Annotated in this window: 13 protein-coding genes; 5 read left to right on the plus strand and 8 right to left on the minus strand. The window is 77.1% G+C overall.

What is annotated here, in order from left to right:
- Positions 1-7: 7 nt before the first annotated feature.
- The gene (locus OSB71_RS14865; protein WP_265948419.1) at positions 8-1,177 is read left to right on the plus strand and encodes an exonuclease SbcCD subunit D; all 1,170 of its coding nucleotides are present in this window, start codon (positions 8-10) and stop codon (positions 1,175-1,177) included.
- On the plus strand, positions 1,174-4,197 hold the full coding sequence (locus OSB71_RS14870) for an AAA family ATPase (RefSeq protein WP_265948421.1): 3,024 nt from the start codon (positions 1,174-1,176) through the stop codon (positions 4,195-4,197). Before OSB71_RS14865 ends, OSB71_RS14870 begins: the two co-directional genes overlap by 4 nt.
- 71 nt (positions 4,198-4,268) lie before the next feature.
- Here OSB71_RS14870 and OSB71_RS14875 read toward each other — a convergent pair whose 3' ends face one another.
- Together OSB71_RS14875 and OSB71_RS14880 are read right to left on the minus strand one after the other, a co-directional pair.
- A complete protein-coding gene (locus tag OSB71_RS14875) occupies positions 4,269-5,969 on the minus strand; it encodes a DUF885 domain-containing protein (protein WP_265948423.1) in 1,701 nt (566 codons plus the stop codon).
- A 94-nt stretch (positions 5,970-6,063) separates the two neighbouring features.
- Entirely contained in the window at positions 6,064-6,561 is a 498-nt protein-coding gene (locus OSB71_RS14880; RefSeq protein ID WP_265948425.1) for an Lrp/AsnC family transcriptional regulator, read from the minus strand.
- Between the two features lie 59 nt (positions 6,562-6,620).
- Here OSB71_RS14880 and OSB71_RS14885 point away from each other — a divergent pair, with 59 nt between their 5' ends.
- On the plus strand, positions 6,621-7,835 hold the full coding sequence (locus tag OSB71_RS14885; RefSeq protein ID WP_265948427.1) for a trans-sulfuration enzyme family protein: 1,215 nt from the start codon (positions 6,621-6,623) through the stop codon (positions 7,833-7,835).
- Here OSB71_RS14885 and OSB71_RS14890 read toward each other — a convergent pair.
- Entirely contained in the window at positions 7,783-9,036 is a 1,254-nt protein-coding gene (locus tag OSB71_RS14890) for a GNAT family N-acetyltransferase (protein ID WP_265948429.1), read from the minus strand. The two genes, OSB71_RS14885 and OSB71_RS14890, sit on opposite strands and share 53 nt — an antisense overlap.
- An 854-nt stretch (positions 9,037-9,890) precedes the next feature.
- On the opposite strand from OSB71_RS14890, the gene OSB71_RS14895 reads away from it, so the two are divergent.
- Positions 9,891-10,184, plus strand: a complete 294-nt coding sequence (locus tag OSB71_RS14895; protein WP_265948430.1) for a chaplin — start codon at positions 9,891-9,893, stop codon at positions 10,182-10,184.
- A 129-nt stretch (positions 10,185-10,313) separates the two neighbouring features.
- Here OSB71_RS14895 and OSB71_RS14900 read toward each other — a convergent pair whose 3' ends face one another.
- Both OSB71_RS14900 and OSB71_RS14905 read right to left on the minus strand, forming a co-directional pair.
- Positions 10,314-11,147, minus strand: coding sequence for an alpha/beta fold hydrolase (locus tag OSB71_RS14900; RefSeq protein WP_265948432.1), 834 nt, complete (start codon positions 11,145-11,147; stop codon positions 10,314-10,316).
- 114 nt (positions 11,148-11,261) lie between these two features.
- Positions 11,262-12,011 (minus strand): SDR family oxidoreductase, encoded by a 750-nt coding sequence (locus OSB71_RS14905; protein ID WP_265948434.1) that lies wholly within the window; start codon positions 12,009-12,011, stop codon positions 11,262-11,264.
- 206 nt (positions 12,012-12,217) lie between these two features.
- On the opposite strand from OSB71_RS14905, the gene OSB71_RS14910 reads away from it, so the two are divergent.
- A complete protein-coding gene (locus OSB71_RS14910; protein ID WP_265948436.1) occupies positions 12,218-12,949 on the plus strand; it encodes a GntR family transcriptional regulator in 732 nt (243 codons plus the stop codon).
- 138 nt (positions 12,950-13,087) lie between these two features.
- On the opposite strand, the gene OSB71_RS14915 is transcribed toward OSB71_RS14910, so the two are convergent.
- The 3 genes from OSB71_RS14915 to OSB71_RS14925 all read right to left on the minus strand — a co-directional run bounded on the left by OSB71_RS14915 (position 13,088) and on the right by OSB71_RS14925 (position 16,680).
- The gene (locus tag OSB71_RS14915; RefSeq protein ID WP_265948438.1) at positions 13,088-14,233 is read right to left on the minus strand and encodes an ROK family protein; all 1,146 of its coding nucleotides are present in this window, start codon (positions 14,231-14,233) and stop codon (positions 13,088-13,090) included.
- A gap of 223 nt (positions 14,234-14,456) precedes the next feature.
- The gene (gene purB, locus OSB71_RS14920) at positions 14,457-15,887 is read right to left on the minus strand and encodes an adenylosuccinate lyase (protein WP_265948440.1); all 1,431 of its coding nucleotides are present in this window, start codon (positions 15,885-15,887) and stop codon (positions 14,457-14,459) included.
- Positions 15,880-16,680, minus strand: a complete 801-nt coding sequence (locus OSB71_RS14925) for an SGNH/GDSL hydrolase family protein (RefSeq protein WP_265948442.1) — start codon at positions 16,678-16,680, stop codon at positions 15,880-15,882. Before OSB71_RS14925 ends, purB begins: the two co-directional genes overlap by 8 nt.
- Positions 16,681-16,682: the final 2 nt, after the last annotated feature.

The following is a 16,682-nucleotide window of genomic DNA, read 5'->3' on the forward strand; positions in this document are numbered from 1 at the left end:
CTGGGCCATGCGCCTGCTGCACACCTCGGACTGGCACCTGGGCCGGAGCCTGCACCGGACGAGCCTCCTCGCGGCCCAGGAGACCTTCCTGGACCACCTGGTGGAGACGGTCCGCGCCGAGCGGGTGGACGCGGTCCTGGTCGCCGGGGACGTGTACGACCGCGCCGTGCCTTCGCTGCCCGCCGTCGCCCTGTTCGACGACGTGCTGCACCGGCTGGCCGGGCTGGGGGTGCCGGTGGTGCTGATCTCCGGCAACCACGACTCCGCGCGCCGCCTGGGCGTGGGCTCCGGGCTGCTGAGCCGGGCGGGCGTGCACCTGCGCACCGACCCCGCCGGCTGCGGCGTCCCGGTCCTGCTCGCCGACGACCACGGGCCCGTCGCCTGCTACGGGCTGCCGTACCTGGAGCCCGCCCTCGTGCGGGACGAAGTGGGCGGTGCGCGCGCCTCCCACGCCGCCGTGCTCGCCGCCGCCATGGAACGGGTGCGCGCCGACCTCGCCCGGCGCCCGGCCGGCACCCGCTCGGTGGCCCTGGCCCACGCCTTCGTCACCGGCGGGCAGCCCTGCGACAGCGAGCGCGACATCACCGTCGGGGGAGTGGCGGCGGTACCGGCCGCCGTGTTCGACGGCGTCGACTACGTGGCGCTCGGACACCTGCACGGCTGCCAGCGCATCACCGAGCGCGTGCGCTACTCCGGCTCCCCGCTGGCCTACTCCTTCTCCGAGGCCGACCACCGTAAGTCGATGTGGCTGGTCGACCTCGACGCCCGGGGCGCGGTGCGCGCCGAGCGCGTGGAGTGCCCCGTGCCCCGCCCGCTGGCCCGGCTCCGCGGTCGGCTGGAGACGCTGCTGACCGACCCGGACCTCACCCCGCACACCGCCGCCTGGGTCGAGGCCACGCTCACCGACCCGGCCCGGCCCCCGGAGCCGATGGCCCGCCTGGCCGAGCGCTTCCCGCACGTCCTCAGCCTCGTCTTCGACCCCGAGGACCGCGAACAGCGCCCCCGGCGCTCGTACGCGCAGCGGCTGCGCGGCCGCGACGACCAGCAGATCGCCGAGGACTTCGTCGCCCACGTCCGCCCCGGCCGCGCCGCCGGGCCCCGCGAGCGGGACGTGCTGCGCGAGGCGTTCGAGAGCGTGCGCGTGGCCACCGCCCGCGTCGAGGAGGAGGCCCGGTGAGACTCCACCGCCTCACCCTCACCGCGTTCGGCCCGTTCGCCGGCACCGAGCACGTTGACTTCGCCGCCCTGTCGGCCGCGGGCCTGTTCCTGCTGCACGGCCCCACCGGGGCGGGGAAGACGTCCGTGCTGGACGCCGTCTGCTACGCCCTGTACGACGGCGTCCCCGGCGCCCGCCAGACCCAGGGGCGCGCCGCGCTGCGCAGCAGCCACGCCGCCCCGGGCACCCCCACCGAGGTCAGCCTGGAGCTCACCGTGGGCGGCCGCCGGCTGGAGGTCACCCGCCGCCCCGAGCAGTCCCGGCCCAAGCGGCGCGGCACCGGCCACACCACCGACAAGGCCCAGGCCACCTTGCGCGAGTACGACACCACCACGCGCGCCTGGCGGGCCCTCAGCCGCTCCCAGCAGGAGATCGGCCGCGAACTCGGCGCGCTCATCGGCATGAGCCGCGAGCAGTTCTGCCAGGTCGTGCTGCTGCCCCAGGGGGACTTCGCCCGGTTTCTGCACGCCGGCGCGGAGGACCGGGCGACGCTGCTGGGCCGGCTGTTCGACACCCGGCGCTTCCGCGCCGTCGAGCAGCACCTGGTCGAACGCCGTGGCCAGATGCAGCAGCGGCTGCGGGCCGCCGACGAGTCCCTGCTCGCGCTCGCCCACCGCATGCGCCAGGCCGCCGCGTCGCTGCCCGGTGTGGACGCCGCCTTCCCCGCGCTCGCACCGGGCGACGACGGCCTCGCGGACGCCGTCCTGGAGTGGGCGGCGCGGGCCCGCACGACCGCGCGCGAACGGGTGGCGAGCACCGCACTGGCGGCGCGGGCCGCCGAGCACGCCGAGGCCGCCGCGCAGGAGGACCTCGTCCGCCGGCACGACCTCGCCCGCCTCCAGCAGCGGCACGCCGAGGCCCGCCGCCGCGCCGCCGCGCTCGCCGCGCGGGCCCCCGAGCGCGCAGCGGCCCGCGAACGCCTGGAGCGCGCCCGCCGTGCCGAGACGGTCACCTCCGTCCTCGGCGCGCACGAGCGCGCCGAGGACGAGCGCCGCCGGGCCGCCGACGCCGAACGCGCCGCCCGCGCGCACCTGCCCGGCCCGCTCGCCCAGGCCCCCGCCGAACAGCTCGCGGCGGCCGAGCGGGACGCCCGCCGCACCCTGGGGTCCCTGGACGCCGCGCGCCGGGCCGAAGAGCGCGTCGCCGCACTCGGCCGCGAGCTCGCCGCACTGGAGCGCGAGGCCGGCGCGGACGAGGCGGAGCTGCGCGAGGCCGAGGAGTGGCTGGAGACGTGGCCGGACCGGCGGGCCGACCACCGGCGGGAGGTGGCGCGGGCCCAGGCCGCCGCCACCCGCGCCGAACAGCTCGGAGCCCGTCTGGAACCCGCCCGGCGCCGCCTGGTGGCGGCCCGCGAGCGCGACCGGCTCGACGCCCTGGCGGCCCGCGCCCGCGAGGACCTCCAGACCGCCCGGGAGCGGGCCGGCACCGCGAAGGAGACCTGGCTCGACCTCCGCGAGCGCCGCCTGGCCGGCATCGCCGCCGAACTCGCCGCCCGTCTGGCGCCCGGGCGGCCGTGCGCCGTCTGCGGCTCGCCGGAGCACCCCGCGAAGGCCGAACCGACCGACGGCCACGTCGAAGCGGCCGAGGAGGACGCCGCCCTGGCGGCGCACCAGGCGGCCGAGGCCGCACGTGAGCGGGCCGAGCAGGCCTGGCGCGCCCTCCGGGACGGGCGCGCCGCGGCCGGTGAGGCCGCCGAGGACGCCGCCACGGGGGAGTGCGCCGCCGCCGTGGCCGAGCTGGAGGCGGACCTCGCCGACGCCCGCCGCGTGGCCGCCACCGCGCACGCCGCCCAGGAAGAGCTGGACCAGGCCGAACGCGAGCACGGGCGCCGCGTCGCCGCCCGGGACGCGGCGGGGCGCCGCGCGGCCGCCCGCGCCTCCCAGCGCGAAGCGCTCCACCAGGAGCTCGCGGCCCGCCGCCGGGAGGTGGCCGAGGCCGGGGGCGAGGCCACCGGCGTCGCCGCGCGGGCCGCGGAGCTGACCCGGCGCACCGCCGCGCTCGCCGCCGCCGCCGAGGCCGCCCACGCGGCACAGGCGGCCGCCCGGCATCTGAAGCAGGCCGACGCCGACCTCGCGGACGCCTGCTGGCGCGCCGGGTTCACCGGCCCCGGGGCCGCCGCCGACGCGGCCCTGGACCCGGCGGACGCCGACGCGCTGCGCCACCGCCTGGACGCGTGGCAGACCGAGGAGGCCGCGGTCGCCGCCGAGCTGGCCGACCCGCGGGCCCAGGACGCCGCCGCCCAGCCCCCGGCCGACACCGCCGCGGCCGGGCGGCGGGCCGAGGCGGCCGCCGCGCACCGCCGCTCCGCGGAGACGGCGGCGGCCACCGCACGGGCCCGCGTCGCCGACCTGGACGCGCTGTCCGGGCAGGCGCTGGAGGCCGTGCGCGCGCTCGCGCCCCACCGGGCCGAGCACACGGGCATCAGCGAGCTGGCCGGGCTCGCCGCCGGCACCTCGGCGGACAACGAGCGCAGGATGCGGCTGGAGACCTACGTGCTCGCCGCCCGGCTGGAGCAGGTCGCCGCCGCGGCCGGGCACCGGCTCCACCGGATGTCCGGCGGCCGCTACACCCTCGTCCACTCCGACAGCCGGGCCGGGCGGGGCGCCCGCTCCGGGCTCGGGCTGCACGTCGTCGACGCCTGGACGGGCCGGGAACGCGACACCGCCACGCTCTCCGGCGGGGAGACGTTCTTCGCCTCCCTCGCCCTGGCGCTCGGCCTCGCCGACGTCGTCGGGGACGAGACGGGCGGCACCCGGCTGGACACCCTCTTCATCGACGAGGGCTTCGGCAGCCTCGACGAGCAGACGCTGGACGAGGTGCTCGACGTCCTGGACTCCCTGCGCGAACGCGACCGCTGCGTGGGCATCGTCAGCCACGTCGCGGACCTGCGGCTGCGCGTCCCCGCGCAGTTGGAGGTCCGCAGGGGGCGCGCCGGCTCGACGTTGCGCCACCACCCGCCCGCCGCCCTCGCGGACGTGTAGCCCGGCCCGCACCCGCCCGCACCCACCCGGCGCGGCCCGCCCGCCCCCGCACGGGGGCGGGCCGCCGCGGTTCACAGCGCGGCGAGTTCCCCGGCCAGGTCGTCCAGCCCCAGCGAGCCCTGGGAGAGCGCCGCCATGTGCCAGGCCTTCGCGTCGAAGTCGGCGCCGTGGGCCGCCCGCGCGGCCGCGCGCCCCGCCAGCCACACGCGCTCGCCCAGCTTGTAGCCGATCGCCTGGCCGGGCAGGCCCAGATACCGCACCAGCTCGCTGTCCAGGTAGTCCGGCGTGAGTCCGCTGTGCCGGGCGAAGAACTCCCGGCCGAGCTCGGGCGTCCACCGCTCCCCGGGGCGGTAGGGGGAGTGGTCCGGGATCGTCAGTTCCAGGTGCATGCCGATGTCGAGGACGACCCGCACGGCACGCAGCATCTGTTCGTCCAGGTGGCCGAGCCTGCGCGCCGGGTCCGGGAAGAACCCCAGCTCGTCCATGAGCCGCTCGGCGTACAGGGCCCACCCCTCCACGTTGGCACTGACCAGCCCCACCGTCGTCTGGTAGCGGGAGAGGTCGTCGGCCACGTGCGCCCACTGCGCGATCTGGAGGTGGTGCCCGGGAACGCCCTCGTGGTACCAGGTGGAGACCAGGCCGTGGACGGGGAAGCGGGTCTGGTCCATCGTGGGCAGCCAGGTGCGGCCGGGCCGGGAGAAGTCCAGCGACGGGCCGGTGTAGTACGGTGCGGCGGCCGATCCCGGCGGGGCGATCATCGACTCCACCCGCCGGACGCGGTCGGCCAGGTCGAAGTGCGTGCCGTCCAGCGCCGCGATGGCCTCGTCCATGAGGTCCTGCAACCAGGCCCGCGTCGTCTCGGCGCCCGTCACGGCCGGCCCGTGGGCCTCCAGGTGGCGCAGGGCCGCCCAGGGGGAGTCGGCGCCGGGCAGCACCTTCTCCGCCTCCGCGCGCATCTCGGCGTGCAACCGGTGGAACTCCGCCCACCCGTAGGCGTACGCCTCCTCCAGATCGAGGTCGGTTCCGTTCCAGTAGCGCGCCCACCGGGCGTACCGCTCCCGCCCGACGACGTCCGGCGCGCCCTCGGCGCCCGGCGCGTAGGTGTCGCGCAGCCAGTCGCGCAGCCGCTCCACGGCGGCGTCGGCCGTCCGCGCCGCCGCCGCCAGCTCCGCGCGCAGCGCCTGCGGGCCGCCGTCGGCCAGGCCCGTGAACCAGCCGCGGGAGTCGAACGCGTCGCCCCACTCCTCCAGTTGCCCCACCACCGCGGCCACCTGCCGCGGCCCGGCGGGCAGCCGCTTCGCCAGCCCCGCCGCCAGCGACGCCCGGTAGCCCTCCAGCGCCTCCGGGACCGCCCGCAGGCGCCGGGCGACGACGGCCCAGTCCTCCTCGGTGGCCGTGGGCATCAGGGTGAAGGCGTTGCGCACGGCGTGCGGCGGGGAGCCGAGGTTGGCGACGGCCCGCAGGTGCTCCCCGGCGTCGTGCACGGCGAGCTGCGCCGTGAGCCGCTCCCGCAGCAGCCGGGCGCAGCGGCGCTCGACCGGCGTGTCGGCCCCCGGCCGCGCCTCGGCCCGGGCGAGCTCGGCCAGCGTGTCGCGCCGGAGTGCGGCGACGGCCTCGTGGCCGTCCGGGGAGAAGTCGGGCAGCCGGCCGTGGCAGGCCGCGATACCCAGGGAGGTGCCCTCCACCGGGTTGAGTTCGACGTAGGCGTCCACGTACGCGTCGGCGAGCCGGCGGGGGAGGGGCGGGGCGGAAGGGCGCGTGGTCTCGGGCATGCCCCCATCCTGGTACGGACACCGGCCCCGAGTCACCGGGGCCGCTCCCGCCGGTGCGGTCGCGGTTCGGCCACCTCGCCGGCGGCGGTGGTGGTCAGGCGGGCGTGGCGTGGGTGCCCGGCTGGGGCGGCAGCAGCGGGCCGCAGGACCACTGCTGGAAGATCAGCCGCGTCTCGACGCGGGCCACCTCGCGGCGGGAGGTGAACTCGTCCAGCACCAGGCGCTGCAGGTCGGAGGGCCCGGTGACGGCGACGTGGACCAGGTAGTCGTCGGGGCCGGTCAGGTGGAACAGCGCGCGGGACTCCGGCAGGGCCCGCACCCGCTCGACGAACGGGCCGATGAGTTCGCGGCGGTGGGGGCGCACCTGGACCAGCAGCAACGCCTCCAGGGACCGGCCGAGCTTGGCCGGATCCAGCCGCAGGGCGTGGCCGAGCACCAACCCGGTGCGGCGCAGCCGGGTGACCCGGTCCAGGCAGGTGGAGGGCGCCAGTCCCACCGCTTCGGCCAGATCGCGGTAGGTGGTCCGGGCGTCGTTCTGGAGCAGGCGCAGAATCTCCAGGTCCACCGGGTCCAGACGGACGGAATCGGACATCGGCCGAACATAGCACGGCCGAAACCCGCTACGAGCCGGTAGCTGTTCACCCTGCCTCCATGGACACGACACGTCACCTCCCGGGCTTCCCCGACGGCCACGACCTCCCCGAGACCCCCGGGGCGCTGGCCACCCGCGCCGTGCACGCTGGCCGCGAGGACCTCGCGGCGCTCGGCCTGCACGCGGCTCCCCTCGACCTGTCCACCACCTACCCCAGTCCCGACAGCCGGGACGAGGGCGCCCGGCTGGACGCCTTCGCGGCCACCGGCGCCGAGCTGACGGGCCCTCCGGTCTACGCGCGGCTGGGCAACCCCACGGTCGCCCGGTTCGAGCGGGCGCTGGCCCGGCTGGAGGGCACCGAGTCGGCCGTCGCCTTCGCCAGCGGGATGGCCGCCCTCACGGCCGTGGTGCTCGCCAGGTCGGCGGCCGGGTTGCGCCACGTGGTGGCGATCCGGCCGCTGTACGGGTGCAGCGACCACCTGCTGGACAGCGGCCTGCTGGGCACCGAGGTCACCTGGACGGAGCCGGACGGCGTCGCGGCGGCGATCCGCCCCGACACCGCCCTGGTCGTGGTCGAGACCCCGGCCAACCCGACGCTGCGCGAGGTCGACCTGCGCGCCGTCGCCGCGGCCTGCGGCGAGGTGCCGCTCCTGGTCGACAACACCTTCGCCACACCCGTCCTGCAGCGGCCGGTCGAACACGGTGCCCGCCTGGTGCTGCACAGCGCGACGAAGTACCTGGGCGGCCACGGCGACGTGCTCGGCGGCGTCGTCGCGTGCGACGAGGAGTTCGCCCGCGACCTGCGGCGCATCCGGTTCGCCACCGGCGGCGTCCTGCACCCGCTGGCCGGCTACCTGCTGCTGCGCGGCCTGGCCACGCTGCCGGTGCGGGTGAGGGCCCAGTCCGCCGGCGCCGCCGAACTGGCCCGGCGGCTGGCGGCCGACCCCAGGGTGAGCCGGGTGCACTACCCCGCGATCGGCGGCGCGATGGTCTCCTTCGAGGTCACCGGCGACCCGCACGAGGTGATCGCCGGCGTACGGCTGATCACCCCGGCGGTCAGCCTGGGCAGCGTGGACACGCTCATCCAGCACCCCGGGTCCATCAGCCACCGCATCGTGGACGAGGACGACCGGCGGGCCGGGGGGATCAGCGAGCGGCTGCTGCGGATGTCCGTCGGCCTGGAAGACGTCGAGGACGTGTGGCAGGACCTGGACGCGGCGCTCAGCGGCCCTCGCTCGCGGCCGCGGACACGGCCGGAGCCAGCGGCGCGCTGAGCACCATCGTCCCCTCCTCGATCTGGTAGTCCAGCGGCAGCCCGAGGCCGCGCATGGCGGCGACCATGCCGGTGTTGGCGGCCCTGGTGACCGCGTACACGCTCTCGCACCGGGCCTCGACGGCCAGCTCCACCAGGCGGCGCAGCAGCTCCGAGCCGATGCCGCGGCGCTGCCAGGCGTCCTCCACCAGCAGCGCCACCTCCGTCTCGTCCCCGTCCCACAGCAGGTGGCCGAGGGCGACGAGCCGGCCGGAGGCGGTCTCCACCGCGAGGGTCCGCCCGAAGCGGGGTGAGAGCAGGTGGGCCAGGTAGCGGTCGGCGTCGTGCACGGGGCCGTGGTAGCGCAGGCCGAGCGTGGTGTCCGAGCAGCGGGTGTGCATGGCCCGGGCGGCCTCCAGGTCGCCCGGGTCCGCCCGGCGCACGGTGATGGCGTTGCCTTCCGGCAGGGTGAGCACGTCCCGGCGGCGCGGCACCCGCTGGCCCAGGCGGGCGTCCAGCGCCACCAGCGCGCGGGCCCGGGCGAACTCGGTGGGCGTGAAGGGCAGGTGGGGCCGCTCGACGACGATCGTGCCGCCCGCCGGGTCGGGCAGCCGCAGCACGGTGTCCTCCAAGATCCCGCCGGGCGGCACCCGCTGGGCCGTCGGCGTGCCGTGCACGGACGCCGCGGGCAGCGACCGTATGGTGCACCGGCCGAGCAACTCCCGCAGCGCCAGCGGCAGTTCGGCGGTGTCCAGGGCGGTGCGGGTGGCGAGCGCCAGCGTTCGGGTCGGGCCGTCCACCAGGTCGTGGGCGTCGGCGCGTTCCACCCACGTGTCGTGTCCGCCGCCGGCCGCGGCCAGCGCGCTCAGCTCGCCGGACTCGACACCGGCCGGGGCGCGCAGCAGGAACTCGTCGACCGTCGCCGCGCCGAGCGGGTGCGTCTGCAGGGCGAGGATGTCGATCCGCCGGCGCGCCAGCGAGGTGCACAGGGCCGCGAGCGCGCCCGGCCGCTCCGGCACGGTCGTCCGCAGCCGCCACAGCGTCGTGTCCCGGCCGTCCCCGGTGCGGGTGGCGGCCCGCCGCGCCGTGCCGGTGCCGGTATCGCCGCCGCCGTCCGGCGACGGGGTGCGGTGCCCGCGGTGCCGGGACCACCACAGGCGGCACCGGTCCAGCGCGGAGGCGGAAGCGGGGGCGGTGCTGGCGACGTCTGACGAATCGGGCATGCGCCCACCCTCCGGCACCGGTGTTGCCGTGCCACGAACGGCCTGTGACCGCTGAGTTAAGGGTGCTTCTGACGTTTTGGGAGCCATTTCAGCCATTTCAGCCCATCCACTGTGGTCACTTCGAAGCGCCGTCTGCGTCCGGTGCGGCGGCGGACGCCGCCCCGGCAGGCTTCCGCGTCAACGCTCCCCAGGCGCTGAGGGTTCCACGGGGGGTGGCGCGGAGCCGCGCACAGCCCTTCCGGTCGGGAGCGGGAGCGGCCCGGCGGCGCGGTCGACGCCACGGCCCCCACTCCGTTGCCGAATCGTAATCCGCCCCACGGACGCGGGGAACCGCGTGCCGGGGCATCTCGGCCACCTCGCCCCGGGGCCCGCCGGCTGGATTCCACCACCCGCCCGCCCCGCGCACCGTCCCACTCGCCCTTCGACCGCCCCTCCCACCGCTCGCCCGCCGGCGCACCGACCGGGCCGGCCGACCGGTCGACCGGCCCGGTCGGCGCGGCGTACCCGCTCCGTGCGCGGTCCGCATCCCCGCCCGCGACGCGACACGTGCGCCCGTCCGGGGGAAGGCGGGCGCGAAAACCGCAGGTCGCTCGCGCGTCGCCCGGCGCCCACCACCCCGCCCGGTTCACCCGCCCGGCCCGCCCCGGGTACGCCCCAGGGGGGACGGCGCCCCGCCGCACGGCGCACGCCGCCGCCGCCCCGGGAGCCGGAGGGGGCCGGCCCTTGCTGCCTTCGGGTGAACATCGCCGCGGACGCCGGTCCGCAGCGCGGCGGCGGACGGAGCACGGATGATCCTCGGCTGTGAACCGGTGGCTCATCGGCAGCCGCCACACCGACTGTGAAGGAGAACCACCATGCGTCGCATGGCGAAGTCCGCGGCGATGCTCGCGGCAGCCTCCGCCCTCGTCTTCACCGGCGCCACCAGCGCGACGGCGGACGCCGACGCCGACGGTGCCGCCGTCGGCTCGCCGGGCGTGCTGTCGGGCAACGTCGTGCAGGTGCCGGTCAACGTGCCGATCAACATCTGCGGCAACACCGTGAACATCATCGCGCTGCTGAACCCGGCCGCAGGCAACGTCTGCGTCAACGGCGACTTCGGTGGCCAGCAGCACGACAAGCACGAAGACCACGGCCAGCACGGCTGGTGATCCCCGCGCCGCGGCCCGCCCGGCGCCCTGCCGGGCCGTCTGGCGGGCCGCCGCTGCGCGGTGGGGCCGCACGCCGACGGCGTGCGGCCCCACCGCGTCGGCGGTGCGCGATCCGGCGGCGCGTTCCGGTCAGCGCGCCGTGTCCGAGATGACGCGGACCACCTGGGCCGGGTCGTCGTTCATCGGCACGTGGCCGCACCCGCGCAGCCGTACCAGCCGGGCGCCGGGGACCGTGTGCTTGGCGCGCACCCCCTGCCGGGGCAGCAGCAGGCGGTCCCGGTCGCCCCACGCTATGGTCACCGGCACGTCGGGTATGTCGTCGCGGAAGAGCGCGGCCGGGCCCTTCCCGCCCGAGAGGGTCGGTGCGAAGCCCGTTCCGCCGCGCAGCGCCCGCAGTTCGGCCTCCACCGCCGCGGGCGCCCGCAGGCCGGGCCTGGCGTAGATGGTGCTGGTGAGCGCGGCCCGCCCCGCCGCCGTTCCGGCCAGCCGGGACACCAGGGCGTCCGGCAGTTTCCGGGCGCCCAGCCGCATGCCGCGCAGCACGGTGAAGGCGTAGCGCCGCTCCCGCTCGTTCCAGAAGCCCGCCGGGGACAGCGCCGTCACCGAGCGGGCGTGTCCGGCCCTGGCCATGCCCAGGGCCAGCAGGCCGCCCAGCGAGTTCCCCGCGACGTGCGGCCGGGGCGCGCCCAGCGCGGCGCAGGCCCGCGCGAGCACGGCGACCACGCCCGGCACGTCGTAGGCGAGGCCCTCCGGCAGCGGCGCGGACCGTCCGAAACCCGGCAGGTCCAGCTCGATCACGTCGTAGGCGGCCGCCAGCGCGTCCGAGACCGGCTCCCAGGCCTGCAGGTGGTGCCCTATGCCGTGCAGCAGCACCAGCGGCTCCCCCGATCCGCGCCTGCGGTGGTTCAGGGTGACGGTGGCCGCCCCCACGGGCACCGTGAGCAGCGACAGCGTGTCGGTCATGGGAACTCCTCGTCGTACGCCGCTTCTTGGACGCCGTGTCAACACCTGCTGGACACTCTGTCAGCAAGCGGCGCGTCCGGGAAGGGCCCGGTGCGACGAGGCAGCGGCGTCCCGCTACAGGCCGCCGGCCACGCGCAGCACCGCGCCGGTGGTGTAGGACGCCTCCGGGGACAGCAGCCAGGCCACCGCACCGGCCACCTCCTCCGGTCGGCCCGGACGCCGCGCGGGCACCCGGTCGCGGATGCGCCACGGGCGCTCCGGGTCGCCCATCGAGGCGTGGATGTCGGTGAGCACCGTCCCGGGCTGGACGGAGTTGACCCGCACCCCGTCCTCGGCCAGCTCCTTGGCCAGACCGACCGTCAGGGCGTCCACGGCCGCCTTGCTCGCCGCGTAGTGGACGTACTCGCCCGGCGCGCCGAGCGTCGCCGCGGCGGAGGAGATGTTGACGATCGCGCCGCCCGCGCCGCCGTGCCGGCGCGACATGGCCAGCGCGGCCCGGCGCGCGCAGTACAGCGCGCCGAGGACGTTCACCTCGACCACCCGGCGCATGTGCTCGGCGGAGGTCTGGGTGAACCGGCCCAGCGGTCCGGTGACGCCCGCGTTGTTGACCAGTGCGGTGACCGGGCCCAACTCGGCGTCGACCGCGTCGAAGAGCGCGTCGACCTCCGCCTCCACGCTCGTGTCCACCCGCACCGCGACGGCCCGGCCGCCCGCCGCCCGCACCGCCCGCACGCTGTGCTCGGCGGCCTCGGCCGCCCTCCGGTACCCGATGCCCACGTCGTGTCCGGCCTCGGCCAGCCGGACGGCCACCGCCGCCCCGATGCCGCGGCTGCCGCCGGTGACCACGGTGACGTTCCGCCCCATGGCGCGCCCTCCTCGTCTGCGCTGCGGCCGAACGCCGTCGGCCGGACGCCGACGCTATCCCACCGCGGGGCCGCCCCCGGGCGCCGCACCCCCGATTGGTCTTGACCAAGGCGGCACGCGGTTCTAGGGTCACCAGGCATACGCAACAAGCTTTAAAAAAGATCACAGCAAAACATCTGCCGAACCAGGCGATTGCGGAGGCCAGGGTGGGGACCACACGGGCGGAGTCGGCGCCGGAGCCGAAGTACTGGCACCTGAAGACGGTGCTGACCGAGGCGCTCGACTCGGAGTTCGCGGTCGGTGAGGTCCTGCCGAACGAGCGCGAACTCGCGGCCCGTTACGGCGTGGCCCGCGCCACGCTGCGGCAGGCGCTCGAACAACTGGAACTGGAGGGCCGGTTGCAACGCCGGCGCGGCGTGGGCACCACGGTCGCCCCGCCCCGCGTGGGGGTGGAGGTGACCTGGGACCCGGACGGCCGCCCCGGGGCGCGCGGTGACGCCTGGCAGGTCGACGACTGCCGGCTTCAGGCGGCCCCGGCCGCCGTCTCCCGGCTGCTGGAGCGTCAGGGGAGCGGCCCCGTCCACGCGCTGCGCAGGGTGCGCACCGAGCACGGCCAGCCGGTGGCCACCGAGGTGCTCTACGTGCCCGGCGCGGTCACCGGCGAGGTCCCCGACGCGGGCGCGGCCCGCGGGCACGCCGTCCTGCGCGCCCTCCACGGCCGGGCGCCCCAGGCGCAGGAGCGCTCCGTGGAGCTGGGCTCCGCCCGCGCGGACGACGCCCGTCGGCTGGACCGGCTGCCCGGCGCCCCCGTCCTGGTCGTCACCACGCGGTACCTGGCGGACGGGGCGCCGGTGGCCGTGGCGGTCGCCACCTACCGCGCCGACACCTGCCGCCTCACTTTCGGCGAACCCGCCCCCGCGGAGCTGCTGGCGAGCTGAGCCGCCCGCCCGGGGACGCGCCCCGCGCCCGGCGGACCGGCTCGACGCCCCGGCTCGTCCGGCGGCGTGCGGCCGGGCCCCGCCGGAACGCCGGCCCCGAGCCCGCCCGCGGCACCGACGCGTGCCGGGCGGGCCCGGTCACATGGCGTCCGCCAGCGAGAACAGCCGTTCCTCGACGTGGTCCAGCGCCACCCGCAGCGCCCCGGTGGCCACCGCCGCCTCGCCGAGCACCGACAGCTCCACCCGGGGCGGACGCAGGCAGTACCGCTCCAGCTCCCGGCGCAACGGCTCCAGCACGCCGTCCAGCCCGGCCGCCCAGCCGCCGATGACCACCAGCTCCGGGTCCAGGGCCAGGACCAGGGCGGCGACGTCGTGCACCAGCCGCCGCACGTAGCGGTGCACGGCCTGGCACGCCCGCGCGTCCCCCGTCTTCGCCAGCTCGAACACCCGGGCGACGGCCGCCTCGTCCAGCGGGTGCAGCGGCACGCTGCCGAGGGACAGCAGCCGTTCGGGGGAGGCCTCGCGCCCCAGCAGGTGCAGGGCGCCGATCTCGCCCGCCGCGCCGCCGAAGCCCCGGTGCAGGCGCCCGCCGATCAGCGAGCCCGCCCCCGGGCTCAGCCCCGCCAGCACCATCACCACGTCGTCGCAGCCGCGCGCGGCGCCCTTCCAGCGTTCGCCCAGCACCGCGGCGTTCGCGTCGTTCTCCACCAGCACCGGGCAGCGGAACGAGCGCCCCAGCCGCTCGCCCAGCGGCAGCCCGGTCCAGCCGGGCAGCGCCGTGCACAGGGCCAGTTCACCGTCCGCGCGCACGACGCCCGGCGTCCCGACGCCCACCGAGCGCAGCGTGGCGCGGGCGACGCCGGTGCGGCGCAGCAGGTCGGACACGCTCGCCCGCACCCGGCCGAGGCGCTCGGGGGCCTCCGCCTCCTCGGCGACCGGCCGCTCGTCGGAGCCCACCACCCGCCCCGTCAGGTCGGCCAGGACGGCGGCGACGCGGTGCGGTCCCACCTCGATGCCCAGGGCGTGGCCCGCCTCGCCGCGGAAGCGGAAGCGGCGGGCCGGGCGCCCCTGCCGCCGCGCGGCGAGGCCGGCCGGCGCCTCGGCGACCAGCCCGGACTCCACCAGCCCGTCCACGACGCCCTCGACGGTGGGCCGGGACAGGCCGGTCAGTCCGACGAGATCGGTGAGGGTGGGGGACTCCTGCGCCCCGCGCAGGGCGCGCAGGACGACGGCGGAGTTGATCCTGCGCAGCAACGACGGGTCCCCGCCGGTGAGCCTCCCCACTGTCCTGCCTCCCTGCGCCGCGCCCGTGGCCCGGATCGTAACCGGTGCCGTGCGCGTACGGCGAGCGCGAGCGGCCCGGACCCGGCGCCGGGCGCGTCACCGGCGGCGCACCAGCGGCCGGGCGGCCCGGCCGTAGGGAACCGGAAGGGCCGCAGGCGCGCACGGGCCGCCCAGCCGGCCGGCGCGCCGGGGCGAGGGGGCGGGCCGTCCGCCAGGTGGGCCGTCAGAGGATGTCGCCGGGGGTGTACGCGGCCGCCCGCGGGTGGCGCGCGGCGACCTCCTCGATCCGCGCGAGCACCGCCGAGACCTGCTCGCCGGCCGCGCCGGTGAAGGACAGCCGGTCGGCCATGAGCGCCTCCAGGCCCGCCCGGTCCAGCGGAACGCGCTCGTCGGCGGCCAGGCGCTCCAGCAGCTCGTTGCGCTCGGCGCCGGCGCGCAGCGCCAGGGCCGCGGCCACCGCGTGCTCCTTGATGGCCTCGTGCGCGACCTCCCGGCCGACCCCCGCGCGCACGGCGGCCATCAGGACCTTCGTGGTCGCCAGGAACGGCAGGTAGCGGTCCAGCTCCCGCTCCACCACCGCCGGGAACGCGCCGAACTCGTCCAGCACCGTCAAGAACGTCTCCAGCAGCCCGTCGAAGGCGAAGAACGCGTCCGGCAGCGCCACGCGGCGCACCACCGAGCAGGACACGTCGCCCTCGTTCCACTGGTCGCCCGCCAGCTCCCCGGTCATCGAGGCGTAGCCGCGCAGCACCACCGCGAGCCCGCCGACCCGCTCGCAGGAGCGGGTGTTCATCTTGTGCGGCATCGCCGAGGAGCCGACCTGCCCCTCCTTGAACCCCTCGGTCACCAGCTCCTGCCCGGCCATCAGGCGGATCGTCTTCGCCAGCGACGACGGGGCCGCCGCGAGCTGCACCAGGGCGCTGACGACCTCGTAGTCCAGCGAGCGGGGGTAGACCTGGCCGACCGAGGTGAAGGCGTGGGCGAAGCCCAGGTGCGCGGCGACGCGGCGCTCCAGCTCCGCCAGCCTGCCGGTGTCCCCGCCGAGCAGGTCCAGCATGTCCTGGGCGGTGCCCACCGGTCCCTTGACGCCGCGCAGGGGGTAGCGCGCCAGCAGCTCCTCGACGCGGGCGTGGGCCACCAGCAGCTCGTCGGCCGCGGTCGCGAACCGCTTGCCCAGCGTCGTCGCCTGCGCCGCGACGTTGTGCGAGCGCCCGGCCATCACCAGTGCCGCGTGCTCGCCGGCCAGCTTGCCCAGGCGGGCCAGGAGCGCCACCGTGCGGTCCCGCACCAGCTCCAGGGAGAGCCGGATCTGCAGTTGCTCGACGTTCTCGGTCAGGTCCCGGGAGGTCATGCCCTTGTGCACGTGCTCGTGCCCGGCCAGCGCGTTGAACTCCTCGATCCGCGCCTTGACGTCGTGCCGGGTGACCCGCTCGCGCCGCGCGATCGAGTCCAGGTCGACCTGCCCGAGCACCCGCTCGTAGTCCGTGAGCGCCTGCTCGGGGACGTCGATGCCGAGGTCCTTCTGCGCCCGCAGCACCGCCAGCCACAGCCGGCGCTCCAGCGTCACCTTGTACTCGGGGGACCACAGCTTAGCCAGCGGCCCGGAGGCGTAGCGGTTGGCCAGGACGTTCGGGATGCGCGGCTTGTCAGTCACGCTCCGGGATTCTACGGGGGTCCGCGCAGGCCAGCGGTGCCAGGTCCGGCCGCTTGGGCGGCAGCCCGTCGCCCGAGGAGCGGCCGGTCAGGCGGCGTCCGATCCAGGGGACCAGGTGCTGCCGGGCGAAGCGGAGGTCGGCGCGCCGCCGCGCGGACCAGGCGGGGGGCGTGCACGCCGGCAGCGGCTCGTCCCAGTCGCACGCGGCCGGGTGCCCCAGCCGCTGCCACACGGCCTCGGCCACCCTGCGGTGACCCTCACCGGTCAGGTGCAGCCGGTCGTCGGCCCACAGCCGGGGATCGCCGAGCGAGGCGGCCCCGTAGAGGTCCACCACCAGCGCCCCGTGCCGCGCCGCGAGCGTGTCGACGAAGTCGAACAGGTGCTCCATGCGGGCCCGGTAGCGCTCCAGCACCGGGCCGCGCCGACCGGGGCTGCGCATCAGCACGAGCTGCCCGCAGGCCGGGGCCAGCCGCTCCACCGACTCCTCCAGCAGCCCGCACACCCGCCCCATGTCGCACGAGGGGCGCAGGACGTCGTTCAGGCCGCCCACCAGCGTCACCAGATCCGCCCGCATCGCCTCCGCCAGCGGCACCTGCTCGGCGGCGATCTGCTGGATCAGCTTGCCGCGCACGGCCAGGTTGGCGTAGTGGAACGGCGTGGAACAGGCCGCCAGGCGCTCGGCGAGCCGGTCGGCCCACCCCCGGTAGGCCCCGTTCGGGCCGGGGTCCGACATGCCTTCGGTGAACGAGTCGCCCAGGGCGACGAAGCTGCTGATGCGTGGTGCTCTCTCCATGG

Origin of the sequence: Streptomyces marinisediminis (assembly GCF_026262575.1) — a bacterium.
GTDB classification, from domain to species: Bacteria; Actinomycetota; Actinomycetes; order Streptomycetales; family Streptomycetaceae; genus Streptomyces; species Streptomyces marinisediminis.

Bases quoted from the DNA above. Each gene is read 5' to 3' on its own strand.
- OSB71_RS14925 (WP_265948442.1), bottom strand. From the start codon at position 16,680: ATGGAGAGAGCACCACGCATCAGCAGCTTCGTCGCCCTGGGCGACTCG.
- OSB71_RS14880 (WP_265948425.1), bottom strand. From the start codon at position 6,561: ATGTCCGATTCCGTCCGTCTGGACCCGGTGGACCTGGAGATTCTGCGC.
- OSB71_RS14895 (WP_265948430.1), top strand. From the start codon at position 9,891: ATGCGTCGCATGGCGAAGTCCGCGGCGATGCTCGCGGCAGCCTCCGCC.
- OSB71_RS14905 (WP_265948434.1), bottom strand. From the start codon at position 12,011: ATGGGGCGGAACGTCACCGTGGTCACCGGCGGCAGCCGCGGCATCGGG.
- OSB71_RS14890 (WP_265948429.1), bottom strand. From the start codon at position 9,036: ATGCCCGATTCGTCAGACGTCGCCAGCACCGCCCCCGCTTCCGCCTCC.
- OSB71_RS14875 (WP_265948423.1), bottom strand. From the start codon at position 5,969: ATGCCCGAGACCACGCGCCCTTCCGCCCCGCCCCTCCCCCGCCGGCTC.
- OSB71_RS14865 (WP_265948419.1), top strand. From the start codon at position 8: ATGCGCCTGCTGCACACCTCGGACTGGCACCTGGGCCGGAGCCTGCAC.
- OSB71_RS14900 (WP_265948432.1), bottom strand. From the start codon at position 11,147: ATGACCGACACGCTGTCGCTGCTCACGGTGCCCGTGGGGGCGGCCACC.
- OSB71_RS14885 (WP_265948427.1), top strand. From the start codon at position 6,621: ATGGACACGACACGTCACCTCCCGGGCTTCCCCGACGGCCACGACCTC.